The sequence below is a fragment of the Streptomyces sp. NPDC060031 genome (assembly GCF_042736805.1).
GTDB lineage: Bacteria > Actinomycetota > Actinomycetes > Streptomycetales > Streptomycetaceae > Streptomyces.
In genome coordinates, this window is record NZ_JBHWVM010000033.1 from 1 (window position 1) to 22,912 (window position 22,912).

The window sequence follows — 22,912 nt, forward strand, 5'->3', positions numbered from 1 at the left end:
CGGGGGGGGGGCGGCGCGTGTGGGGGGGGGGGTCCCCCTCCGAATGGTGGGGGCGGCCCCGGGGTTTTGGGTGGCGGGGGCCCCCTCCCTCTTCTGCGTTGACGCGAGGGCGACGTCTACATGAGGGCCTTCTTGACGGAGGCGGCGATGCGGCCGCCCTCCGCCAGGCCCGCGACCTTCGGGCCCACGATCTTCATGACGGCGCCCATGGCCCGCGGCCCCTCGGCGCCGGCGGCCCTGGCCTCCGCGACGGCCTGCGCCACGATCGCGTCGAGCGCGTCGTCGCCGAGCTGCTTGGGCAGGTAGGTGTCGAGGAACTCGCCCTCCGCGGTCTCCCGCGCGGCCTGCTCCGGACGGCCGCCCTTGGCGAAGGCGTCCGCGGCCTCGCGGCGCTTCTTCGCCTCCTTGGAGATCACCTTGAGGACCTCCTCATCGGAGAGGACGCGTGCCTCCTTGCCCGCGACCTCCTCCTTGGTGATCGCGGAGAGGGTCAGTCGCAGCGTGGACGAGTGCAGCTCGTCACGCGCCCTGATGGCGGCGGTGAGATCTTCCTGGAGCTTGGCCTTGAGCGTGGTCATGCCCCGAGTCTGCCAGGTACGGGGCCGGTGGCGCCCGCCGGTTTTCCCTGTCTGCGACGATGGGGGCATGCGTGCGCGTTACGGAGTACCCCTGAAGGTCACGGCCTCCATCGCGGCGGTGGGGGCCGCGGGTGTGGCCTATGCCGCCGGTTTCGAGGCGCGGTCCTTCCGCCTGCGCCGGGTGACGGTGCCCGTTCTCCCGCGGGGGATGCGACCGCTGCGGATACTGCAGGTCTCGGACATCCACATGGTCGGCGGGCAGCGCAAGAAGCGCGCCTGGCTCCAGTCCCTGGCCGGCCTGCGCCCGGACTTCGTCGTCAACACCGGCGACAACCTCTCCGACACCGAGGGTGTGCCCGAGGTGCTGGACGCCCTCGGTCCGCTGATGGAGTTCCCCGGGGTGTACGTCTTCGGGTCGAACGACTACTACGGGCCGCGGCTGCGCAATCCCGGGCGCTACCTGATCGAGAAGGTGCAGGGCCGGCACGGGCTGAACGGCAACAGGCCGGTCGTCGGCGCCGTCCACAACCCGTGGGAGGAGATGCGCGACGCCTTCGACGCGGCGGGCTGGCACAACCTCACCAACACGCGGGCGCGGCTCAAGCTGGACGGGCTGGACCTCGCCTTCACCGGCCTGGACGACCCGCACATCAAGCGCGACCGCTACGAGCAGGTCGCGGGCGGCCCGGACACCGGCGCGGACTTCTCGATCGCCGTCGTGCACGCCCCGTACCTGCGCACGCTGGAGTCCTTCACGGCCGACGGCTACCCGCTGATCCTCGCGGGGCACACGCACGGCGGGCAGCTGTGCATCCCCTTCTACGGGGCGCTGGTGACCAACTGCGACCTGGACACCGAACGGGTGAAGGGCCTGTCGACGCACGAGAGCGCCGGCCACCGCGCGTACCTGCACGTGTCGGCGGGCTGCGGCACCAACCGCTTCACCCCGGTGCGGTTCGCGTGCCCGCCCGAGGCGACGCTCCTGACGCTGACGCCCGAGGCGTGACGGCAGCGCGGCGGGGCCCCTGGGGCCAGCCGCCGAAAACCGGATTTCGTCTCCGGCCGACGGTCCGCTAAAGTAATCGATGTCGCCAGGGCAGCAGTGCTGCAAGGCGGCGATCGGGGTGTAGCGCAGCTTGGCAGCGCGCTTCGTTCGGGACGAAGAGGTCGTGGGTTCAAATCCCGCCACCCCGACTTCGTAAGACCAGGTCAAGGGCTTGATCCGCATCGCGGGTCAGGCCCTTCCTGCGTCTGCGGGGGTCGTTGGAAGACATCTGGGAGAAGATCTTGGTCGGCATACCCTCGCGGCCGCGCGGCCTTCGCCGGCCGGCGTCGCCCGCCTGGCTGTCGCCGCGGGTGCTGCGGACCGAGGTGCTCGGCGGTCTGGTGGTCGCGCTGGCGCTGGTTCCCGAGGCGATCTCCTTCTCGATCATCGCCGGGGTCGACCCGGCCATCGGCCTCTTCGCCTCGTTCACCATGGCCGTGGTGATCTCCGTCGTCGGCGGGCGGCCGGCGATGATCTCCGCCGCCACGGGGGCCGTCGCGCTCGTGATCGCGCCGCTCAACCGTGAGCACGGCCTGGGCTACCTGATCGCGGCGGTGATCCTCGCCGGCGCCTTCCAGATCGTGCTCGGGGCGCTCGGGGTGGCGAAGCTGGTCCGGTTCATACCCCGTTCGGTGATGGTCGGCTTCGTCAACTCCCTCGCCATCCTCGTCTTCATGGCGCAGGTCCCCGAAATGCGGAACGTGCCGTGGGCCGTCTACCCGCTGGTCGCCGGCGGGCTCGGGCTGATGGTGTTCTTCCCGAAGGTCACCAAGACGGTTCCGGCCCCGCTGGTGTCCATCGTCATCCTCACGGCGATCACCGTCGCCGCGGGCATCGCGGTGCCGACCGTCGGGGACAAGGGCGCGCTGCCGTCCTCGCTGCCGGTTCCGGGTCTGCCTGACGTGCCGTTCACCCTGGACACCCTGACGCTCATCGCCCCGTACGCCGCGGCCATGGCGGTGGTCGGCCTGATGGAGTCGCTGATGACGGCGAAGCTGGTCGACGAGATCACCGACACCCGCTCCAGCAAGACCCGCGAGTCCGTCGGCCAGGGCATCGCGAACATCGTCACCGGATTCTTCGGCGGCATGGGCGGCTGCGCGATGATCGGCCAGACGATGATCAACGTGAAGGTGTCCGGCGCCCGGACCAGGCTGTCGACCTTCCTCGCGGGCGTCTTCCTGATGGTGCTGTGCGTCGTCTTCGGGCCGGTCGTCTCCCGGATCCCGATGGCCGCGCTCGTCGCCGTGATGGTGATGGTCTGCTTCGCCACCTTCGACTGGCACTCCGTCGCCCCGAAGACCCTCAGGCGCATGCCGGCCGGCGAGATCACCGTCATGGTGCTGACCGTCGCCTGCGTGGTCGCCACCCACAACCTCGCCGTCGGCGTCGTCGCCGGGTCGGTCACCGCGATGGTCATCTTCGCCAAGCGGGTCGCGCACCTGGCGAACGTCACCGCCGTCACCGACCCCGACGGGGGCACGGTGGTCTACTCGGTCACCGGCGCGCTGTTCTTCGCCTCCTCCAACGACCTCGTCGGGCAGTTCGACTACGCCGCAGACCCGGACAAGGTCGTCATCGACCTCTCCGACGCGCACATCTGGGACGCGTCCTCCGTCGCGGCGCTCGACGCCGTCGAGACCAGGTACCGCCAGCGCGGCAAGAGCGTCGAGATCACCGGCCTGAACGAGCACAGCGCGCACCTGCACGGCAGCCTCAGCGGGAAGCTCTCCGCCGGACACTGACGGCGGGGCCCGCTTCGAGGGAAGCGGGCCCCGGGGTCGGCGACGGGGTCAGGGGTCAGGGGCGGAAGAGGGCGCGGACCGAGTCGTCGTACGCGGCGCTGATGGCGAAGGCCTTCTCGGCCAGGGCCAGGCGCTGCGGCATGCCGATCGCGGAGGGGGAGCCCCCGGCGCCGTCCAGGAGCTTCACGACGGAGTCGTAGTCGTCGGGGTCGCTCAGCGGGATGACGTGCTCGCAGTTCTTCGCCGCGCCCCGCAGCATGGCCGGGCCGCCGACGTCGATCTTCTCGCGGAAGCCGGCGAAGTCCATGCCCGCCGCGAGCTGCGGGAGCACGTAGTAGTTGCAGGCGACGAGGTCCACCCGGGTGATCCCGTACTCGGCGATCTCCGCCAGGTCGGACTCGGTGTCGCGGGCGAGGATGCCGCCCATGACCGACAGGGTCAGCGTCTTGACCCTGCCCCCCAGCAGGGTGGGGGCGCCCGCGAGGTCGGCCACGTGGCCGACCTCGTGACCCGCCTCGCGCAGGAGGCGGTGGGTGCCCTCGGTCGCCACGACGTCCCAGCCCAGCCGCAGCAGCCCCGCGGCCAGCGTGTCGATGTTCCGCTTGTCACTCACGGCAAGTACGGCGAGCACGTCAGTTCCCCTCGGTCCCGGTCCCGGTCCCGGTCCCGGTTTCGGTTTCGGTTTCGGTCTCGATTTCGATGAGCGCGTCGCGGTGGGAGCCGACCGACACGTAGCGCACGGGCACGCCGAGCAGGCGCTGGATCCCCTCCACGTACGCGCGGGTCGCCCGGGGCAGCTCGTCGTAGCGCCGCGCCCCGGAGATGTCCTCGTCCCAGCCGGCGAACGTCTCGTACACGGGCTTCATACGGGCCAGCTCGGCCGGGCTGGTGGTGAACTCGGCGACCGGGCGGCCGTCGCGCTCGTAGCCCGAGCACACCTGGAGTTCGCCGGTGCCGGTGAGCTGGTCCAGGTTGGTGATGGCGATCGCGTCGGCGCCCTGCATCCGGGCCCCGTACCGGGTCGCCACCGCGTCGAACGCGCCGAGCCGGCGCGGGCGGTTGGTGGTGGACCCGTACTCGCCCCACTGGCGGCGCAGCCGGTCGGCGCGCTCCTCGTCGAACTCCGTCACGAAGGGTCCGGCCCCCACGCAGGAGGAGAACGCCTTGGTGACGCCGACGGTCCGGTCCACCTTCGCCCACGGGATCCCCATGCCGACGGGCGCGTGCCCGGCCAGGCAGTTCGAGGAGGTGGTGAAGGGATAGATGCCGAAGTAGAGGTCGCGCAGGGCGCCGAGCTGGCCCTCGGCGAGGACGGTGGCGTCCTGGGCCAGGGCCTCGGTCAGCAGCCGCGTCACGTCCACGACGTGGGGTTCGAGGCGCTCGCGCACGTCGGCGGCCCACCGCTCGACGTCGGCGAGGAGCAGGGGGGTGCCCCCGTAGATCTTCTCGATCCGCTCGTTCGCCCAGTCCACGACGGAGGCCAGCCGGGCGGGCAGGCTCTCCTTGTCGAAGAGCTCCCCGACCAGCAGCGTCTTCTTCATGACGCGGTCGCCGTACGCCGGGGAGATGCCCTTGCGGGTGGAGCCGTACTGCCCGTGCGAGAGGCGCTCCTCCTCGGCGGCGTCCAGGTCTCGGTGGAAGGGGAAGCAGACGGAGGCCTGGTGGGACACCAGCAGGCGCTCGGGGTGCACGCCGTGCTCGGCGAGCGCGTCGAGCTCGGCCAGCAGGCCTTCGATGTCCACGGTCATGCCGGGTCCCAGGATGCTGGTGACCTCGGGGCGCATCACGCTGCTCGGCAGGCTGTGCAGTTTGAACTTGCCCTGATCCGTGTGGATGGTGTGCCCCGCGTTGCTGCCTCCGTGGTAGCGGACCACGTAGTCGGCATCCGCGGAGAGATTGTCGACCATCCTTCCCTTGCCTTCGTCGCCCCAGTTAAGGCCCACGACCGCCAGTAGCACGATGGAACTCCTCAGTCAGCTTTCGGGTGCGGCAGCGCGGGTGCCCGCGCTGCCGCTCGGTCGTCAGGCCAGCAGAGCGCGGCGGCGCTCGGCGACCTTGCCCCAGACGTCCGGGTTGAGGGCGCTCGGCGGCTGCTTGCCGCCGAGGGCGGTGATCAGCTGGGAGGCGGCGTTCAGGGCGAGGGCGCGCTTGGTCTCGACGGTGAAGTCGGCGATGTGGGCGCTCAGTACGACGTTGTCGAGCCCGAGCAGCGGGTGGTCGCCGGGCAGCGGCTCCTCCTCGTACACGTCGAGGGCGGCGCCCGCGAGGTGGCCGCTGCGCAGCGCCCGGACCAGGGCGTCGGTGTCGACGACGCCGCCCCGGGAGGTGTTCACGAAGTAGGCCCCGGCCTTCATCTGCGCGAAGGACTTGTCGTTGAACATGTGCGCGGTCTCGTCGTTCATCTCGGGGTGGGCCGTGACGAAGTCGGCCTGGGCGAGGAGGTCTTCGAGGCGCTCGACCTTGATCGCGCCGACCTCGGCCATCTTCTCGGCCGAGACGTACGGGTCGTAGGCCAGGACGCGCATGAGGAAGCCGCCGTGGGCGCGGCGGGCGGTCCAGCCGCCGACGTTGCCGAGGCCGACGATGCCCAGGGTCTTGCCGGTCAGCTCGACGCGGTGGGTGCCCAGCCGGCTCTCTCCCCAGGCGGCCCGGTTGCCGTGGCGGTGGATCGCGCCGAGGCCCCGGGTGACCATGAGGAGCAGGCCGAAGAAGTGCTCGGAGACGGGCTTGCCGCCCAGGCCCGGGTTGTTGGCGACGACGACGCCGGCTTCGGTCGCCGCCTCGATGTCGATGTTGTCGACGCCGCGGCCGCTCGACAGCACGGCGAGCAGCTTGGGCGCGGCGGCCAGCAGCTCCCGGTCGATCCGGGCGGGGTAGCGGGCGACGAGGCCGTGGGCGTCGGCGAGGGCCGCGAGGACGGCCTCGCGGTCGGCGTCGTCGACGCGGGTGACATGGGCGTGCTGCTCCAGCAGCTCCTCGGCCTCGGCGTCGTACATCGAGCCGACGAGGACTACGTTCGGTCGCATGATCCTGTGCTTCCTAGGGGGCTAGGGGTGGATGGTGCGGGTGGGAAGGGGGTCAGGCCGCGACGCTGGCGGCCAACAGGCTTTCCAGCGGCCGCAGTTCTCCCCCGCGACTGGCTGCCAGCAGCCGCCGGGTGAGTTCGGCGTGCTCCACGGGCGCGGCGGTGAACCGGGGCCTGCCCTCCTCCAGGCGGCCGAGCGCCCGGCCGTACAGCTTTCGGCAATACACCTCGCTGATGCCCAGCACGCCGGCGATCTCGCGGTAGCTGTACTCGAAGGCGAGTCGCAGGACGAGTACGGCCCGCTCGGCCGGGCCGAGGAGTTCCAGCAGCCAGGCCACGCCGCGCCGCAGTTCGTCGGCGCGCTCCACGCTCCGCGGCGGCTCCTCGACCGGCGGGCCCGCCGGCGTCGTCAGCTCGTCCGGTAACGAGGTTCCGACGTAGGAGACCCGCCGGGTGTGCGCGGACTTCCAGTAGTCCGCGCACAGGTGGCTCACCACGGTGGAGAGGAAGGCACCGTGGTTCTCCACGTTCGTGGCCGTCATCCAGCGCAGCCAGGCCTCGGAGATGATGTCCTCGGCCTCTTCGGCGGACCCGACGCGGCGGTATGCGAGCGCCTGGAGACCCGACCTCCGGCGCTGGAACTCTTCCTGGTCAACATCGAACAAGGTATTGCCTCCAGGCCGGCCCGTGGCTCAGCCCATCTCTGGGGTCAGGCCCGGCCCTCGGCCAGCACCTGACGCAGGCTCTTGTCGAAGGCCGCGGCGTACTCGGTGATCTCCGCGTCGCCCATGGGGGTGGAGATGCAGCCCAGACCGCTGTCGCCGATGTGGATGCCGTTGTCCAGCAGCACCCAGTACAGGCGCTTCATCGCCGCGGCCGGGCTGGCGTAGCCCTCGGGGGCGCTGGTGGCGATCACGCGGAACAGCGAGCCGAGGCCGTTGACCTCCCAGTCCAGGCCGACCGACTCGACCGTGGCCCGCATCGCCTGGCGCGCGCGCTCGCCGAGCTCGCCGATGCGCTCGTGGGCCTCCTCGGTGAGCAGGCGCAGCGAGGCCACGCCGGAGCTCATGCTGACCGGGTTGGCGTTGTACGAGCCCGAGTGCGGCAGCGCCGGGGCGCCCTGGCTCGGGTCGAAGACGCTCATGAACGTGCGCCGGCCGACGACCGCGCCGATCGGCATGCCGCCGCCGATGACCTTGCCGAGGACGGTGAGGTCGGCCTCGCTGCCGAGCAGGTGCATCGCGCCGTGGAAGCCGACGCGGTAGGAGCCGACCTCGTCGGAGATCAGCAGGGCGCCGCTCTCGTCGCAGAACCCGCGCAGCGCGTCCAGGTACTCCTTGTCTGCGGGCACCAGGCCGATGCGCCACGGCACCGGGTCGATCAGCACACAGGCGAGGTCGTCGGCGTGCTCGCGCAGCACGGCCAGGGCGCCCTCGGCGTCGTTGAAGGGGATCACGACGGTGTTGTTGACGACGCCGTCGGGGTTGCCGGTGACCGCGTGGTTGATGAGCGAGCCGGAGCCGTCGTTGTTGACCGCGACGGCGTCGTAGGCGCCGTGGTAGGCGCCCGCCATCTTGGCGATCTTCGGGCGCTTGGTGTAGGCGCGGGCGGCCTGGACGGCCATCATGACGGCCTCGGTGCCCGAGCTGGTGAAGCGGCAGTGCTCGAAGGTCTCGTTGCGGGCGGAGAGCGCCTGGGCGTACTCGACCTCGACCGGGGTGGGCATGCCGAAGCTGGTGCCGCGGGCGACGGCCTCGGTGATCGCCGCGACCATCTCGGGGTGGGCGTGGCCGTGGATCAGGGTGGTGCTGTTGTTCAGGAAGTCGATGCGCTCGACGCCGTCGGCGTCGGTGACCCGCGCGCCGCTGCCCGACTGGATGTAGACCGGGTACGGGGCGCTGTAGACGGCGGTACGGCTGTTGCCGCCGGGCATGACCTCGACCGCGCGGGAGTAGAGCTCGGCAGACTTGTCCGTGTTCACGATGGGCCCTTTCACAACTGTGCGGGAATTGACGGGGATCGACGCGCGGGGCGTCGTCAGCGGGCGGTCCTGATCGACACGTCCGCCGTGAAGTACGGGCCGGCCAGTGAGACCTCGCTGCCGGCGGGCACCCACTGCGGGGCGTCCTCGGCCGCGGGGCCGGCCGCCCCGAGCCGCTCGGCCAGGCGGGCGGCCATGACCGGCACCAGCGGCCGGGCGACCTCGGCCAGGGTCCGTACGGCCATGAGCTCCAGGGCCATGCACGTACGCGCGTCACCGGTGGGCGGCGCCGTGTCCAGTACGTCCTCGCACGCCTCGGCGAAGCGGCGGGCACGGTCCACGAAGGTGCGCACCGCCTCGGCGGCGCCCCGGGCGTCGAACCGCTCCGGCTCCAGGGCGCGGGGGAGCTGCGCGCGGAACTCGCGGATCTGGCCGTAGAAGCGCTGGGCCTCGGCGTTCCAGCTGCCCGCCTCCGGGACGATGCCGCCGAAGTGCTTGTCCAGGCGGCCGTCGACCGATGCGAGCCAGGGCTCCCAGCCGTCGAGCAGCTGGGTCCGGACGAAGTCCGCGTACTCGGCGACGACGAAGTCACGGCGGCGGATGTCGGGCCGGGTGCCGGCCAGGTAGAGCCGCAGCTGGTCGCGGGTCTGCTCGGAGAAGACCTCGCGGCCCCAGATGGCGTGCATCCGGCCGGTGGAGAACTTCTGCCCGTCGAGCAGGTAGAACTCGTTGCAGATCATCGTGTCGGGCAACGCGACCTTGTCGGTGAACGACCCGAGGACGGCCGGGAAGACGATGGTGCGCAGGAAGGCGTTGTCGAAGCCGAAGAACAGCACCGTACGCGGGTCCTCGGACTCGGCGTACGACTCCCAGCCCGTGGCGCCCCGGCCCTTGGCCAGCTCGTCGAGGGCCGTGATGAAGCGCGCGGCCAGCTCGAAGGCCGAGTACATCCGCTGGCCCTCGGTGGCGTCCGGCCCGTCGCCCGCGGGGTCGGCCGGCACCAGGATGCCGTCCGGCGCGACGGTGCTGACCGGAAGGTCCGGCAGCGGCCCGGCCAGGACCCGCTCCACGTAGGCGCGCAGCCGGGCGCTCATGTGGGCCGTGCGCAGGTACGCGGTGAGCTTGTCGCGCAGCGGTTCCAGCGGCAGGTAGTAGCGGGTCAGCTCGCGCTGCTCCGCCGGCGTGCCGCAGGTGGCGCAGCCGGGGTCGCGCAGTTCCTCGTCCGCGAAGGGCAGCGCGCAGGCCTCGCACTCGATGCCGGCCGTGTCGTGGGAGCCGCAGTGCGGGCAGGCGCCCGAGACGAACGCCTCGAAGAGGAACGTCTCGCAGGGGGCGCAGTAGTTCGCCGACACCGTCTTCGCCACCACGGCGCCCTTGGCGCGCAGGCTCTCGAAGATGTCGAGGGCCACCTGCGGGTACTGCGGCGAGGAGGGGCGTACGAACACGTCCCAGCCGATGTCCGCCGCGGCCAGCGCCTCCTGGATGGCGTCGGTGTTGCGCTCCGCCAGCTCGTAGAAGGACAGGCCCTGGCTGATGGCGGCCGACGCCACCTGGCTCTGGTGGCCGACTGTGCCGAGCAGCAGGTGGGCCTCGGTGCCGCGCTGGTGCAGGCCGCGGCGTACGAGGTCGGCGCCGAGGAACGGGCCCACGACGTGGCCCAGGTGCAGCTCGCCGTTGGGGGTGGGGAAGGACGGCAGGAGCAGGACGGGACGCTCGGCCCGCGAGGAGCCGGTGGCGTCCGTGGCCCGCTTGTCGTGCTCCCGGTCCAGCGCCGGCATGTCCTCCCACCAGGTGGTGAGGAAGGTCAGCGGCCGGTCGTCCGCGAGGTTGCGCAGGGTGTGCACGCCCAGCGGCGGAAGCCGCACGGTGTCCCCCGCCGCCACCTGCGCGGACTCCCCGTCCGAGACGACCTCGCCGCGGCCGTCCAGGATCACCCAGACCTCGGTGTCGTGATGGTTGTGCGGGGCTGTTCTCTCTCCGGGACGGAGCGTGACCCTCCTGAGGTTGAAGGGCAGCGTGCCGCCCTCGGCCCAGGAAGGCTCGACGCTCCGGACGAAATCGGGCAGCTCAAGCTCGCCGACAGTGCGTGGAATGGGTATGACGTGCATTGCTGGGCGCGGAACGTCGTACGGCTCGCCGGCCGCGGACGCACCGCTGCTCCTCTCGTGTCATGGACTTCGGGTGCGGGATCAGGCCCGTCCGGCCGCGACGGCCCCCGGGCGGCGCAGGGCCGCCTCGTCGGAGCCGAGCGGCTCCCAGTCCAGGGCGGTGCTGACCGGTCCGGTGTCGTAGCGCTCACGGCCGAGGAGGCTGTTGGCGATGACGGCGCTGCGCCAGGCCAGCAGGCTCAGGTTGGGGTCCGCGACACCGAACTCACGGCGCGCCGCGTTCTGGACGAAGACGCGGTTGCCGGCCGGCCCGTCCCATTCGAGGCTGAAGTCGGACCGGACGACCGGCAGCCCGTGCTGGAGGGCGAGGCGGTCCTTGAGGCCGAGCAGCAGGTCCGACATCCCGTGCTCGTATCCGGTGGCGCACACGACCACGTCCACCTCCTCGTGCACGGGCTCGCCGCCGCGCGCCGGCTGCCAGGTGGTGCGCAGCCCCTGCGGGGTGCGGGTCAGCGCCGTCAGGTGCTGGTCCAGGAGGACGCGGCAGGCGCGGTCGGACCCCTCCAGCAGCTCCAGGTCGTACAGGCGCCGGTAGATGGCCTGCAGGGTGGACAGGGAGATGCCGTCGCTGGCCATCCGCAGCCGCTGGACGACCTCCTCGCGCTCGCCCTCGGGCAGGCTGTGGAAGTAGCGGCTGTAATCGGGCAGGAAGAGCTCGTCGACGAAGGGACTGTCGTCGAGCGGCAGCAGGTTGGCCCGCCGCGTCCCCCACACGATCCGCTCGGGACGCTGGGTCTCGCAGGTCAGCAGGTGGTTGACGACTTCGGCGCCGCTCTGGCCGCCGCCGACGACGGCGACCCGCTTGCCGGAGAAGTCCCTTGGGCGGCGCAGCAGTTGCTCCGCGTGGAAGACCTGCTCCGGGTCGTGGCCGACGGCGCACTGCGGCAGCTTGGGGGTGAGTCCCGTCCCGGTGGCCACGTTGCGGGCGCGCAGGACGCCGTCGGTGGTGTGCACCAGGAAGGCGGAGCCGTCCCACTCGATGTTTTCGGTGGTCACGCCGAAGCGCAGGTTGTCCAGGCGCTCCGAGGCCCAGCGGCAGTACTGCTCGAACTCGCGCCGCGGCACCTTGGAGCGGCCCGTCACCAGCAGCCGGTACAGCCGCTTGGTCTCCACGAGGAAGGCCAGGAAGGAGTGCGGGTTGGTCGGGTCGACCGGGGTGACCAGGTCCTTCAGGAAGTGGACCTGCATCTCGGCGTCCGGCAGCATCAGGCCGGGGTGCCAGTCGAAGGCTTCCTTGCGGTCGAGGAACACAGCCGAGAAGCCGGGCTCCCGCGAGGTCAGGGCGGCGAGGCTGAGATTGGACGGACCTATCCCTACACCCACCAGGTCGTAGATCTTGGGGGTTGTACTCATATGAACTCCCGTTACAAGTGGGGGCGTTCGGCCTCGGTGATCTCGTGAGCCGGCAGCCATCGGACGCCGCGCCCGGTCAGCGACCGCATCACCCGTCCCGTCAGCTCCTGCGACAGGGCGAGGTGCGGTTTGATCCAGCCGGTTCCCTCGACGGCCCGCTCGGCCAGCAGCCGCGCTGCCGCGGCCAGGGTGAAGCCGGTGGTCCGGGCCATGGCGGACAGGCCCGTCGCCTCGTCGGCGAAGTCCAGCACCGTGGTGCGCAGGGACGCGGGCCGGCCGTCCAGCAGTCCGTGTGCCGTCAGTTCCAGCACCACCACGTCCCGGTCGTCGGCGCCGGCCCGGACCTGAGGGGCCAGTACGCGCTCGACGAGCCGCCTCGGGGCCACGCGGGCTCCGTCGACGTCCACGGGGTCGTCCGCCAGCAGGCCCAGCCGGGCCAACTCCGTCACGGCCTGCGCGAACCCGGGCCAGCGCAGGGTCTTCTGGGTGCAGTCCGCGCCCCGCAGGGCCGGGTGCTCGCCCAGCCAGGGGGCCATGCCGTCGTGGTAGGCCTCCAGCCGGCCGACGCCCTCGAACTCGCGCGTCACCACTCCGGAGAAGCGGGGGTGGTGCACCTCGCGGCCGCCGCGCAGGGCGAGCGCCTCGCGCTGGGCTATCGGCAGGTGGTAGTCGTTCTCCCCGCCGAAGAAGGCGGTGTATCCGAGGGGTTCCCGCGGTTCGCTGGGCACTCCCCCGCAGCAGATCTCCAGCGCTTCCACGCTGTCGAGCCGGCTCGCGAGGTGGACCGCGAGGAGTTCGGTCAGGCCGGGCTCGAGGCCGATCGGCAGCAGGGCCGTGCCGCCGGCGGCACTGATCTCCGCGTCCAGCCGGGCCAGTTCGGCCGTGGGCGGCCGGGTGATCCCGGCGACCGGGACGCGGGCCCGCACCGCCGCGCGCAGGGCGGTCTCGGTGGGGGCCCAGGGCATCGCCGTGGCGACGGCGTCGCAGCCCGACAGTGCGGTGTCCAGATCGGGGGCGACCCGGACCGCGGCGCCGCCGCGGTCCGACAGCCAGTCGCGCAGGGCGGCCGCCTGTACGGGGTCCCGGTCCAGGAGCAGCAGCTCGGACGTACCGGGGTCGGTCGCCAGGGCGTAGGCGGCGGCCCGGCCCATCTGGCCGCAGCCTAAGAGGGTCACCCTCATGGGCCGGACCCCCGTTCCCGCGCGCCCCACGTCATTCGGCGCGGCCGTCTACGGGCGAGATCCGGGCCGAGGCCTCGGTGGTGACGCGGCCGAGGAGCGCTTCGAGGCCCTCGCGCGTGACGTGCCGCGCGATGACGGCGACGACGCGCTGCTGGCCGAAGTTCTCCGGCGGCAGGGCCACTTCGGTGCCGGCGGGGACCTCGTGGAAGACGTGGTCGAAGCCGGGGTCCTCGCCGATGCCCTCCAGGCCGTCGGCGCCCTCGAACCGGCCCGCGCGCTCGGCGAGTACGAAGCGCAGGCCCGCGTTGAGCTGCCGGTCGTGCTCCAGCCGGAGCTCTTCGCCCGCGGCCACCCGTACGACGTTCTCGAAGTAGTTGACGCCGGTGGCGAGCGGCACCAGGTGCGAGCCGATGTAGTCGCCCGCCGGGCGGCCCGCGATCTCGATGAACCGCAGTCCGCGGTCGCCCCACTTGGCTTCGAGGTGGAAGGCGCAGTTGTCGAATTCGAGGGCGCCGACGATGTCCTTCGTCGTGGCGCTCACCTCGGCCCGGGCATCGGCGGGCAGGGCGCTGGGGACCTTGTGCTCCAGCTCCAGGTGGAAGGGGACGCTGGTCACCTTGTCGGTGATGGTGACGATGTGGACCTCGCCGCCCGACACAAAGCCCTCGACGCTCAGCTCGTCGCCTTCGAGGAATTCCTCGACGATGAATTCGGCGCCGAACTGCTTGAACACCGGGTCGAAATCGGGCCGGGCGATCTGGGACAGCCTCTCCATGGCCGCGTCCAGGTCCTCCGGGGCACGCAGTTCGAAGATCCCCTTGGACCCGGAGGCCCCGGTGGGCTTCACCACTGCGGGCAGTCCGACCTCTTCGACGGCGGCCCGCAATTCGGCCAGGTCGGAGATCTTTGCAAAGCGTGGAAGTACGCCGTCGAGATGCCGCAGGGCATCCTTCATGACGTATTTGTTGCGCGCCCTGAGGGCGGCGGTCTCCGACATGCCCGGAAGCCCGAGATCAGCGGCGATGGCCGCCACCAACTGCACGTCGACTTCGGTGAAATTCGCGACGCCGACCAGGTTGTATGCGGCGTGGAGTTCCCTGGCCGCAGCGATCGAAGCGGCCCTGTCGTATGTGTCGACCTGCCGGAATTCATGAACGAGCGGCTTGGCGAATTCAGGAATGGAACGGCCGAGGAGAATCACTCGATAGCCCAGACGTCGGGCGGCGAGCAGGGACTCAAGCCCTTCCCTTTGGATGCGTCGAAGGTTTACGAAGAGAATATGACGTTCCGTCACGAAACAGCCCCCGCGAGTGTCGTGCATTCAAGTGGGTCTCTAGCACCAAACGAGCGTTATTCAATCACAGGGGTAGGGGGTTGTGAAGAGGATCTTGGATGCATACTGGCCATTCCAGTTAAGACTGGCCAGATCCCTTCACACGCCATGCGGTTCCCGCAATTCGAGCCACAAAGCGATTGGATCGAGTCAATCCAAGACCGTTCCCGCCACCGGCGGGGTGACTAACTTAACTGCCACAGTCTGCCGAATCGCCGTTTAAACCCTGGCCATGGTGAACAAAAAATGCCGCCCGCGCGGTCGATCCGGAGGAACCGGATCGACCGCGCGGGCGGCACTGACAAAAGGTGAAGACTTCGTATGGAATTCGTTAGACGACGGCTGCGGCCAGCGTCGGATGCCCTCGGAGCGCGGCCGAGAACTGGTCGGTCACCCGCTCCAGCGCCTCGGCGGAACCCGGCGCGATCGTCACCCGCCCGCCCTCTCCCAGGGTGATGTCGCGGTCGAGGGTGAACCAGCCGGGCGCGATGTGCGCGGCACCCATCGACGCGAGCACGGGCCGCAGCGCGTAGTCGATGGCGAGCACGTGCGCCGTGGTCCCGCCGGTGGCCAGCGGCAGCACCGCCTTGCCGGACAGGGCGTACTGCGGCAGCAGGTCGAGCAGTGACTTCAGCAGGCCCGAGTACGCGGCCTTGTAGACGGGGGTGCCGATGACGACCCCGTCCGCGCGCGCGAAGAGCGCGGTCGCCGTCACGATGGACGGGTGGCGCATGTCCGCCTTGAGCAGCGGCTCGGCCGGCAGGGTGCGGACGTCGAGCGGTATCACCTCGTGCCCCTGGGCGATGAGTTGCGCGTCCAGGTGGCGCAGCAGCCCGGTGGTCCGGGAGGTCACGGAGGGACTTCCCGAAACGGACAGGACGGTGGCCATGAGAGGTCCCTTTCTCTGGTGTTCACGGGCCGAAACGCGCGGACCGAGGGGCGGGCGGAGCGAGCCTGACGCGGCCGTGAGCCCTACGGCGCGGTCGCGGCGCGCCAGTCCTCGCCCTCGGGTACGACGATGACGGCGGAGCGGACGGCGCTGTAGTCCGCGTCGAGACCCAGTCCGGGCGGCGTCTCGCCCGCGGCGTGCGCCTTGAGCGCGTCGAGCAGGAAGCGGCGGGTGCGGACGATGCCGCGGTCGCTCTTGCCCGGGTTCTCCATCGTGCGGTCGACGATCGGGCCCATGCTCTCCTGCACGGCCACGTCCTGGAGGACCAGGCCGCGGATGCCGGAGAAGCTGGTGCCGGCCCGCATGGCCTCCCGGTTCTGGCCCCAGCCGTTCTCGCGGGTGTAGCCCTCGCGGATGTTGTCCGGGTTGAGGTTGTCCAGATCGAGCCCGAACTGCTCGCTGAAGTAGGAGGGGTCGACGGGCTGGTCGTCGTTCCACCACAGGTACCACATGATCGTCTGGTGGTCGTTGACCGGAATCCAGGCGTGCCAGAGCCGGTCGCCGTTGGGCAGCTCGGGCACCACGGTGTACCAGGGCATGGCGAAGGGCTTCACCCGCGCCAGGGTGTCCCCCGAGGACAGCGAGCGGACGGCCGCGAAACGCAATCCGTACGGCTGCGGATCGATCTCGTCCCGGGGGGCGGTGTCGTCGAGCAGGTCGCGCAGCGGGCCGTTGCGGGCCTCGGTCTCGTGCAGCAGGGAGACGTGGGCGGAGTCGATGTCCGCCTCCAGGCCCTGCACCCAGTTGCAGTCCACCAGCGCGACGGTGGCGAAGACGTTCTCCGCCGGGACCTTGGTGAAGGGGAACTCCGGGAAGGCGGCGGGCTTGCGGCCGGTCCCGCCGAGCCACACCCAGATGATCCCGCCGGCCTCCGTCACCGGGTGGTGCAGGAGCTTGACGCGCTCCGCGAAGCGCGGCCCGTCCTCCTCCGGCTCCGACGGGGTCTCCAGCACCTCGCCCGAGACGTGGAACTTCCAGCCGTGGTAGACGCAGCGCAGCGCGCAGTCCTCGTTGCGGGCGAGGGTCAGCGAGGCCCCCCGGTGCGGGCAGGCCTCCGCGAAGCAGCCCACCGTGCCGTCGTCGGCCCGGAACAGGACGTACTTCTCGCCCAGCAGCTCCACCGGGACCGGGGCGCCGCCCCGCTCCGCGAGGCGCTCGGAGCGCATGACGGGCAGCCAGTACTCGCGAAGCAACTGCCCCATGGGGGTGCCCGGACCGACCTGGGTCAAGGTCTCATTCACCTTCTGAGTGGTCACTTCGGGCCTCCGTTTCGACATTCGGGAGGGGATGTCCGCGCCGCGACCATCACCCACCCTTGAAGACGAACCAGGCCCCCGGTCCGTGACAACTCTGCACGGAGGAAGGCGGCTTGCCCCTGAAAGTCCGTTTGATTCGGGCCCGGCGCGGCGGTGGAATCAGCCGGAGTCAGCCGCGCAGGACCGCGTACGGAACCGGGTCGTCACCGGCCCCGCCCAGGAAACGGCTGGTCAGGCCGGTGGCCTCCTTCAGCGCCGGGGCCCAGTCCAGGCCCGCGAGGCGCCCGGCCAGCAGACAGCCGAAGAGGACGTCACCCGCGCCCACGGTGATCACCTCGTCCGTGAGCGAGGACGCGGGCTGGCACACCACCTCGGAGCCGTCCGCCGGGACCAGCAGGGAGCCCTCCTCGCCCAGGGTGACCAGGCAGCGGCCGCCGGGAGCCGGTAACTGCCGGGCCGCCGCGACGAGATCCTCCCGGCCGGTGAGCGAGCGGCCCGCCCACAGGGACAGTTCGCGCCGGTTGAGCGCCACCAGGTCCGCGCCGCGCCCCTCGGGCCGCAGCTTCGACACCTCGTTGGGGTCGGCCGACAGCAGCCAGAACGGCACGCCCCGGTCCCGCGCGGCGTCCGCGAGCCAGGCGAGCGCGGGAGCCCCGGCGTCCGTGCCGGCGGCGAGCACCGCGGCGTCGTCGAACAGGCCGCGGGACCGGTCGAGCAGAGCGGGGGTGATCAGGCCGAGGGCGCGCTCCCCGTAGAACCTCTTGTCGGCCACGGACCCTTCGACCAGCTCGGCGTGGAACACCGGCAGTGGCGCCCGTGCCGGCAGCCGCAGCCAGTCCACGCCGTTTCCGGCCAGATGGCCGCCCACCGCCGGACCGATCTCCCCGGAGTACTCCACCGTGACGAGCGCGGGCCGGGCCCCGCGCGCGCCCATCGCGCAGGCGGCGTTGTTCGCCACCCCGCCCCAGCGCAGGATGGCGGGATCCTGGCCCCGGCCCAGCGGGCCCTCGTGCAGGAAGTCCAAGGTGACGGTACCCACGAGAACCGGCCCACCGGCTGGACCGGGAGCGGGAATTGCCCTGTGGGATGTCAATATGCGATTGATGGAACTCACCCTTCCATTTGAATGGCATACGCGAAGGCCGTCCGGAATACAGGCAGGGCATTCGGAATCAGGCGGATCGTGAGAGCATGTGCGACCGCAGCCAGGCCCATTGCTGCGCTCATGCGCCGGTCCGGCGCCATCGCGTGCTTCCGCATCCGCATCGGACACCACGGAAGAGTCGCACCGCAACCCGCTCAGCAGAGGAGGCCCGAGATGGCACGCGCTGGTCAAGTGGCCTCGGACGGATCCGGCCGACTGGCATACGGAATTGCCGCCGGCATTCTGACCTGGGCCTTTCCGCCCTCACTCGTGGACGAGGTCGTCGCGGCGGCCGGTCGCACCGAACAGCGCTCCCGGTCCCTGTCGGCGCGCACGATGGTCTATCACGCACTGGCCATGTGGATGTACCCCTCGTCCGGCTACGAGGAGGTCATGCGCCGGCTCATGCTGGGCCTCTCCCGCAAGCACCACTGGGCCGACGACTGGCGCATGCCCTCGCCCTCCGCCCTCACCCAGGCCCGGCAGCGGCTGGGTCCCGCCCCGCTGCGCCTGCTCTTCCGCGCGGTCGCGCCGACGGTCTCCGGGCTGGCGCTCCCGGGCGCCCTGGAGCCCATCGCGCTCGACACCCTCACCCTCGGCCTGCCCGACACCCCCGCCAACCGGGAACACTTCGGCGCGTGTCCCCGGGTACGGGTGACCGCGCTCGGGCACTGCGGCACCCAGGCCGTCCTCGACGCGGCCCTGACAGCGCCGTCGGCCGGCGAGGGCGGGCCCGCCCGGGACCTGCTGCCGTCGCTGGGCAAGGGCGCGCTGCTGCTCGCCGAACTGGACACGCTGTCGGTGGACCTGTGGCGCCGGGCCGCCGCGGCCGGCGCGGACCTGCTCTGGCGGGCCGGGCCCGACTGGGACCTGCCCGTGGACCGCGTCCTGCCCGACGGCAGCTACCTGTCCCGGCTCGCGGAGCCGGACGCGGGCGCCGCAGCCGAGCCGCCGGTGCCGGTGCGCGTGATCACGTACGCCGACTGCGGCGGCGCGGTGGACCGGCTGATCACCAGCGTCCTGGCCCCCGCCGACGCGGCGGCGACCCGGCTGATCCACGCCCACCACACGCGGTGGCGGCTGACCGACACGCTCGGGGACCTCGCCCCGGGCGGACCCTCCCGGATCGACGTGCTGCGCTCGCGCAGCCCCGAGCTCGTCGAGCAGGAGATCTGGGCGATGCTGCTGATGCACCACGCCGTGCGCGGCCTGCTCGTCGACCCCCGGGACCTGGACGGCCGCGCCGCGGCCGAACTCGCCGCGCTGGTGCGTACCGTGCGCATGATCGCGCCGGACTGCTTGTAGCCCGATCGAAGATCGTGTTAGCTTCCCAACGAGTTCTGCCGACGCAACGGAGCACCAACCTCCGGCCGGCATTGAGCCGTTACGCGGAATCCGCGGCCCTCTTCAACGATCCCCTGCCTGTCTGATCTCCCATGTCATCGGAGGCACCACGTGAGCCATCGCTCCCCCCGGAACCGCCAGGGACGACGCTCGTGACCGCAAGCACGGGAATGCTCCTCGGTTACGAGCTGCCCGACGCGGGTCTCGCCGACCCCACCCGCTTACTCGTCGCGGCGGCCCGCAGGGCCGAGGCCGCCGGGATCGACCACCTGGTCCTCGGTGACCGGCCCGCCGCCCGCCCGGCCGGCGCCGCAGCGCCCGCCTCGGTCGTCGCCGCGTCCCTGCTCGCGGTCTCCACCAGCCGCATCGGCCTGGTCATGAACGCCGCGACCGACTACCACGAGCCCTACAACCTGTCCCGCATGGTCGCCTCGCTCGACCACATCAGCGCCGGCCGCGCCGGCTGGCAGGTGATCACCGGCCCCGACGGGCCCGCCGACGCCAACCACCGCCGCGAAGGGGTCGACCCCGCGGCCGGACGCGAGGCCCGCGCCCGCGAGTTCGTCCCCCTCGTCCAGGACCTCTGGGACACCTGGGAGGACGGGGCCTTCGTCCACGACAAGGCCACCGGGCGCTTCATCGACAGCGCCCGCATCCACTCCCTGAACCACGAGGGACCGGCGCTCCAGGTCCGCGGACCCCTCAACGTCATCCGCCCGCCGCAGGGCCGCCCCGTCGTCCTGGCCCCGGCCGCCGACCCGCTCATCTCGCCCGCCGCGGACGTACTGACCGTGGGGAACCCGGACTTCGCCGCGGCCGCCGACGGCAGCGGCCGCCCCCGGCTCGGAATCGTCACGCCCTTCACCGCCGGATCCGAGGCACTCGCCCGCGAGCTGCACGCCCGGGCGGGCGCGCCCCGTTCCGGAGCGGACCGCGCGGTGCTCGTCGGCGACGCCGGGCAGATCGCGCAGCGGCTCGGATCCTGGTTCGACCAGGGCGTGGTGGACGGGTTCACCCTGCGCTTCCCGCTCCCCGACTCCATCGAGGCGTTCACCGACACCGTGCTGCCGCGGCTGCGCGCCGCCGGCCGGTTCAAGGCCGCGTACACGGCGACGACGCTGCGCGGGCACTTCGGGCTGAGCAGGCCCGCGAACCGCATCGCGGAAAGAGGCTGAGGACATGACCTTCGAACGAGAGCTGCACCTCGGCCTGATGTTCTGGGCCACCGGTACGCACGCCGCGGGCTGGCGCCACCCGGACGCGCGGGCCGACGCCGCCTACGACATCGCCCTCATCCAGGAAGTCTCCGCGCAGGCCGAACGGGCCAAGTTCGACTTCGTGTTCCTCGGTGACCGCCTCGCGAGCGACCCGGCCCTCCAGCACAGCAACCCGGCCCAGATATCCCGCCTGGAGCCCTACGTCACCGCCACCGCCATCGCCGCCGCCACCTCGCGCATCGGCATCGTGGTCACCGCCAACCCGACGTACTCCGACCCGTACTCCATCGCCCGCCTGATGGCCTCCCTCGACCACGTCAGCGACGGCCGGGCCGCGTGGAACCTGGTCACCGGCGCCGACGCGGCCGCCGCGTACAACTTCGGCCGCGACACCCACTGGGACACGGCCAAGCGCTACGAGTGGGCCGAGGAGTGCGTCCAGGTCGTACGCGACCTGTGGGACAGTGGCGCCGACGCGCAGGGCGGCGCGCCCCGGCCCGTCGTGCACCGCGGCACGTACTTCTCGGTGGACGGACCGCTCGACGTGGCCAGGCCGCCGCAGGGGCAGGTGGTGCTGTTCAACGCGGGCACCTCCGACCAGTCCCGCGAACTGGGCGCCCGCGAGGCCGACATCGTCTTCGCCGGACCTCAGCCGACGCTGGAGCTGCGCAAGGAGTACTACGCCGACATCAAGGCCCGGGCCGCCCGCCACGGCCGCGAGGACCAGGTCACCATCCTGCCGGGGCTGACCCCGATCGTCGCGCCGACCACCGAGGAGGCGGTCGCGCTGTACGACCTGCTCAACTCGCTGCTCGTGCTCGACCCCGAGGAGGAGCCCGGCGAGCTCGTCCGCAAGGGCGGCATCGGCGAGGGCCACCGGCGCAACCTCAGCTCCGCGGGCCGCGTGTTCGGGGTGGACCTGACGGGCGCCGACCTGGCCGCGGAGGTCCCGGCCGAAACGCTCGCCGCGGTGTCCGAGGACGGCGCGCGCAGGCTGGCCGAGATCACCCGCCTGACGCGGCGCACCATCGACGGCCCGCGCCGGATCACCTACGGGGACCTGGTGCACGCCACGCCCGCCGAGCTCTCGCACACGGTCGTCGGCAACCCGGACGAGGTCGCCGACATGATCCAGGAGTGGTTCGAGGGCGGCGCCGCCGACGGCTTCAACATCTACCCGGCGTACGTGCCGGGGGCCGTCACCACCTTCACCGAACTGGTGGTGCCCGAGCTCCAGCGGCGCGGGCTCTACCGCAAGGACTACGGCGGCCGCACGCTGCGCGACCACCTCGGACTGCCCGTTCCGCCCGTGCGGACGCTCCCGTCACAGCCGAAGGAAGGGTGAAGCAGTGGGCACACTGGCCGTCGTGGGAGCCGGGACCCTGGTCTCCGGCGACCTCGCGAACCCCCTGATCGAAGACGCCGACACGGTGCTGTGCGCCGACGGCGTCATCACCGCCGTCGGCCGCTCCCGGGACCTGGCCGATGAGGTCGCCTCGGCCGACCGGGTGCTGAACGCCTCCGGGGCCACCGTGGCCCCCGGCCTCATCGACTCGCACGGGCACGTCACCTTCGGCGACTACTCACCCCGCCAGAAGGCCGTGGACTACCTGGAGGGGTACGTCCACGGCGGGATCACCCGGACGATCTCCGCGGGCGAGGTGCACGTGCCCGGCCGGCCGCGCGACCGTGAGGGCGTCAAGGCGCTCGCGGTGGCGGCCCGGGCCAGCTTCGACCGCTACCGGCCCGGCGGGATGCGGGTCCACGCGGGCAACGTACTGCTGGAACCGACCCTGACCGCCGAGGACTTCGCCCACCTCGCCCGCTGCGGGGTGTGGCTCGCCAAGTTCGGCTTCGGCGCGTACGAGAAGGCCCTGGACGGCGTCGACCAGATCCGCTGGGCCAAGGAGCACGGGCTGGTCGTCATGTGCCACGCCGGAGGCGCCAGCGCCGCGGGCTCCGCCTCCCTGCGCGCCGAGGACCTGCTGGCCCTCGACCCGCACGTGTGCGGCCATGCCAACGGCGGCCCCACCTCGCTGCCCGCGGCCGACGTGGAGCGGCTGCTGACCGAGAGCGGCATGGCCCTGCAGATCGTCCAGGCCGGCAATCTCAGGGCGGGCCTGGACATCGTGCGGCGGGCCGCGGAAGCCGGCGCCCTGGCCCGGATCGTGGTCGGCTCCGACACCCCCTCGGGGTTCGGCGTGATGCCGCTGGCCGTGCTGAAGACGGTCGTGGAACTGTCCGCGCTGTCCCCGGTGCAGCCCGCCCAGGCCTGGGCGCTGGCCAGCGGGAACGTGGCGGAGGTCTGGGGGCTGCCCGCCGGGCGGCTGCGGGTCGGCGCCGAAGCCGACCTCGTCGTCCTGGACGCGCCCAGGGGCTCGGCGGCCACCACCGCGCTGGAGGCCATGTCCATCGGTGACATCCCCGGCATCTCGGCGGTCGTCACGGACGGCGTGCCGCGCTTCCTGGCCAGCCGCAACACCCCCGGCGCCATGCGTCCGGCGACGCTGGACCGGTAACCGGGCAGCAGTGGGAAGGGGGGCGGCGACCCCGCCCAGCCCCCACCCCGAGGGTACACCGAAGCCAGGCGGGC

The 22,912-nt window shown here is 71.8% G+C and carries 19 protein-coding genes, 1 tRNA gene and 1 pseudogene; 7 read left to right on the plus strand and 14 right to left on the minus strand.

The annotated features are described in order from the left end of the window. Positions 1-116: 116 nt before the first annotated feature. Entirely contained in the window at positions 117-578 is a 462-nt protein-coding gene (locus ACFWB8_RS16910; protein ID WP_385226734.1) for a GatB/YqeY domain-containing protein, read from the minus strand. A 67-nt stretch (positions 579-645) separates the two neighbouring features. Here ACFWB8_RS16910 and ACFWB8_RS16915 point away from each other — a divergent pair, with 67 nt between their 5' ends. The 3 genes from ACFWB8_RS16915 (at position 646) to ACFWB8_RS16925 (ending at position 3,368) form a co-directional block, all read left to right on the plus strand. Beyond that, positions 646-1,584: a metallophosphoesterase gene (locus ACFWB8_RS16915; RefSeq protein ID WP_385226736.1), complete on the plus strand. Its 939-nt coding sequence runs from the start codon at positions 646-648 to the stop codon at positions 1,582-1,584. A 114-nt stretch (positions 1,585-1,698) separates the two neighbouring features. Then, positions 1,699-1,772 (plus strand) — tRNA-Pro (locus ACFWB8_RS16920). Positions 1,773-1,874: 102 nt separating this feature from the next. Next, positions 1,875-3,368, plus strand: a complete 1,494-nt coding sequence (locus ACFWB8_RS16925) for a SulP family inorganic anion transporter (protein WP_385226870.1) — start codon at positions 1,875-1,877, stop codon at positions 3,366-3,368. A gap of 55 nt (positions 3,369-3,423) precedes the next feature. On the opposite strand, the gene ACFWB8_RS16930 is transcribed toward ACFWB8_RS16925, so the two are convergent. The 13 genes and pseudogenes from ACFWB8_RS16930 to ACFWB8_RS16990 form a co-directional block, all read right to left on the minus strand. After that, on the minus strand, positions 3,424-3,999 hold the full coding sequence (locus tag ACFWB8_RS16930; protein WP_385226738.1) for a hypothetical protein: 576 nt from the start codon (positions 3,997-3,999) through the stop codon (positions 3,424-3,426). A gap of 1 nt (position 4,000) precedes the next feature. After that, a complete protein-coding gene (locus ACFWB8_RS16935; protein WP_385226740.1) occupies positions 4,001-5,326 on the minus strand; it encodes an adenylosuccinate synthase in 1,326 nt (441 codons plus the stop codon). A 63-nt stretch (positions 5,327-5,389) separates the two neighbouring features. Continuing rightward, positions 5,390-6,394 carry a hydroxyacid dehydrogenase gene (locus tag ACFWB8_RS16940; RefSeq protein WP_385226742.1) on the minus strand — a complete coding sequence of 335 codons (1,005 nt, stop codon included), beginning with the start codon at positions 6,392-6,394 and terminating at the stop codon, positions 5,390-5,392. Between the two features lie 52 nt (positions 6,395-6,446). Beyond that, complete coding sequence (locus tag ACFWB8_RS16945) at positions 6,447-7,058, minus strand: sigma-70 family RNA polymerase sigma factor (RefSeq protein ID WP_385226744.1); 612 nt, start codon at positions 7,056-7,058, stop codon at positions 6,447-6,449. A 44-nt stretch (positions 7,059-7,102) separates the two neighbouring features. Further along, a complete protein-coding gene (locus ACFWB8_RS16950; RefSeq protein ID WP_385226746.1) occupies positions 7,103-8,374 on the minus strand; it encodes an aspartate aminotransferase family protein in 1,272 nt (423 codons plus the stop codon). A 56-nt stretch (positions 8,375-8,430) separates the two neighbouring features. Continuing rightward, positions 8,431-10,482, minus strand: a complete 2,052-nt coding sequence (locus tag ACFWB8_RS16955; protein WP_385226748.1) for a class I tRNA ligase family protein — start codon at positions 10,480-10,482, stop codon at positions 8,431-8,433. An 81-nt stretch (positions 10,483-10,563) separates the two neighbouring features. Continuing rightward, positions 10,564-11,895 (minus strand): lysine N(6)-hydroxylase/L-ornithine N(5)-oxygenase family protein, encoded by a 1,332-nt coding sequence (locus ACFWB8_RS16960; protein WP_385226750.1) that lies wholly within the window; start codon positions 11,893-11,895, stop codon positions 10,564-10,566. Between the two features lie 11 nt (positions 11,896-11,906). Then, on the minus strand, positions 11,907-13,046 hold the full coding sequence (locus tag ACFWB8_RS16965) for a saccharopine dehydrogenase family protein (protein WP_385226752.1): 1,140 nt from the start codon (positions 13,044-13,046) through the stop codon (positions 11,907-11,909). Positions 13,047-13,107: 61 nt separating this feature from the next. Next, entirely contained in the window at positions 13,108-14,031 is a 924-nt protein-coding gene (locus ACFWB8_RS16970) for an ATP-grasp domain-containing protein (protein ID WP_385226872.1), read from the minus strand. 102 nt (positions 14,032-14,133) lie between these two features. Beyond that, a pseudogene (locus tag ACFWB8_RS16975) lies at positions 14,134-14,397 on the minus strand (hypothetical protein); the annotation flags it as partial. 343 nt (positions 14,398-14,740) lie between these two features. Next, positions 14,741-15,298 (minus strand): NADPH-dependent FMN reductase, encoded by a 558-nt coding sequence (ssuE, locus tag ACFWB8_RS16980; protein ID WP_385226754.1) that lies wholly within the window; start codon positions 15,296-15,298, stop codon positions 14,741-14,743. Positions 15,299-15,381: 83 nt separating this feature from the next. Next, on the minus strand, positions 15,382-16,614 hold the full coding sequence (locus ACFWB8_RS16985) for a Rieske 2Fe-2S domain-containing protein (RefSeq protein ID WP_385226756.1): 1,233 nt from the start codon (positions 16,612-16,614) through the stop codon (positions 15,382-15,384). Between the two features lie 169 nt (positions 16,615-16,783). Then, positions 16,784-17,653, minus strand: a complete 870-nt coding sequence (locus ACFWB8_RS16990) for a carbohydrate kinase family protein (RefSeq protein ID WP_385226758.1) — start codon at positions 17,651-17,653, stop codon at positions 16,784-16,786. Positions 17,654-17,932: 279 nt separating this feature from the next. Here ACFWB8_RS16990 and ACFWB8_RS16995 point away from each other — a divergent pair, with 279 nt between their 5' ends. From ACFWB8_RS16995 to ACFWB8_RS17010, 4 genes are all read left to right on the plus strand, one after another. Next, entirely contained in the window at positions 17,933-19,063 is a 1,131-nt protein-coding gene (locus tag ACFWB8_RS16995) for a transposase domain-containing protein (RefSeq protein WP_385226760.1), read from the plus strand. 191 nt (positions 19,064-19,254) lie between these two features. Further along, positions 19,255-20,277, plus strand: coding sequence for an LLM class flavin-dependent oxidoreductase (locus ACFWB8_RS17000; protein WP_385226762.1), 1,023 nt, complete (start codon positions 19,255-19,257; stop codon positions 20,275-20,277). A gap of 4 nt (positions 20,278-20,281) precedes the next feature. Continuing rightward, positions 20,282-21,664: an NtaA/DmoA family FMN-dependent monooxygenase gene (locus ACFWB8_RS17005; RefSeq protein ID WP_385226764.1), complete on the plus strand. Its 1,383-nt coding sequence runs from the start codon at positions 20,282-20,284 to the stop codon at positions 21,662-21,664. A gap of 4 nt (positions 21,665-21,668) precedes the next feature. Continuing rightward, on the plus strand, positions 21,669-22,838 hold the full coding sequence (locus ACFWB8_RS17010) for an amidohydrolase family protein (RefSeq protein WP_385226766.1): 1,170 nt from the start codon (positions 21,669-21,671) through the stop codon (positions 22,836-22,838). The last annotated feature ends 74 nt before the right edge of the window (positions 22,839-22,912 follow it).

What these genes read in the sequence shown, in the direction of transcription:
- ACFWB8_RS16960 (WP_385226750.1), bottom strand. Translation starts at nt 11,895, where the DNA reads ATGAGTACAACCCCCAAGATCTACGACCTGGTGGGTGTAGGGATAGGT.
- ACFWB8_RS16970 (WP_385226872.1), bottom strand. Translation starts at nt 14,031, where the DNA reads ATGAAGGATGCCCTGCGGCATCTCGACGGCGTACTTCCACGCTTTGCA.
- ACFWB8_RS16995 (WP_385226760.1), top strand. Translation starts at nt 17,933, where the DNA reads ATGGCACGCGCTGGTCAAGTGGCCTCGGACGGATCCGGCCGACTGGCA.
- ACFWB8_RS17005 (WP_385226764.1), top strand. Translation starts at nt 20,282, where the DNA reads ATGACCTTCGAACGAGAGCTGCACCTCGGCCTGATGTTCTGGGCCACC.
- ACFWB8_RS16940 (WP_385226742.1), bottom strand. Translation starts at nt 6,394, where the DNA reads ATGCGACCGAACGTAGTCCTCGTCGGCTCGATGTACGACGCCGAGGCC.
- ACFWB8_RS16965 (WP_385226752.1), bottom strand. Translation starts at nt 13,046, where the DNA reads ATGGGCCGGGCCGCCGCCTACGCCCTGGCGACCGACCCCGGTACGTCC.
- ACFWB8_RS16955 (WP_385226748.1), bottom strand. Translation starts at nt 10,482, where the DNA reads ATGCACGTCATACCCATTCCACGCACTGTCGGCGAGCTTGAGCTGCCC.
- ACFWB8_RS16910 (WP_385226734.1), bottom strand. Translation starts at nt 578, where the DNA reads ATGACCACGCTCAAGGCCAAGCTCCAGGAAGATCTCACCGCCGCCATC.
- ACFWB8_RS16915 (WP_385226736.1), top strand. Translation starts at nt 646, where the DNA reads ATGCGTGCGCGTTACGGAGTACCCCTGAAGGTCACGGCCTCCATCGCG.
- ssuE (WP_385226754.1), bottom strand. Translation starts at nt 15,298, where the DNA reads ATGGCCACCGTCCTGTCCGTTTCGGGAAGTCCCTCCGTGACCTCCCGG.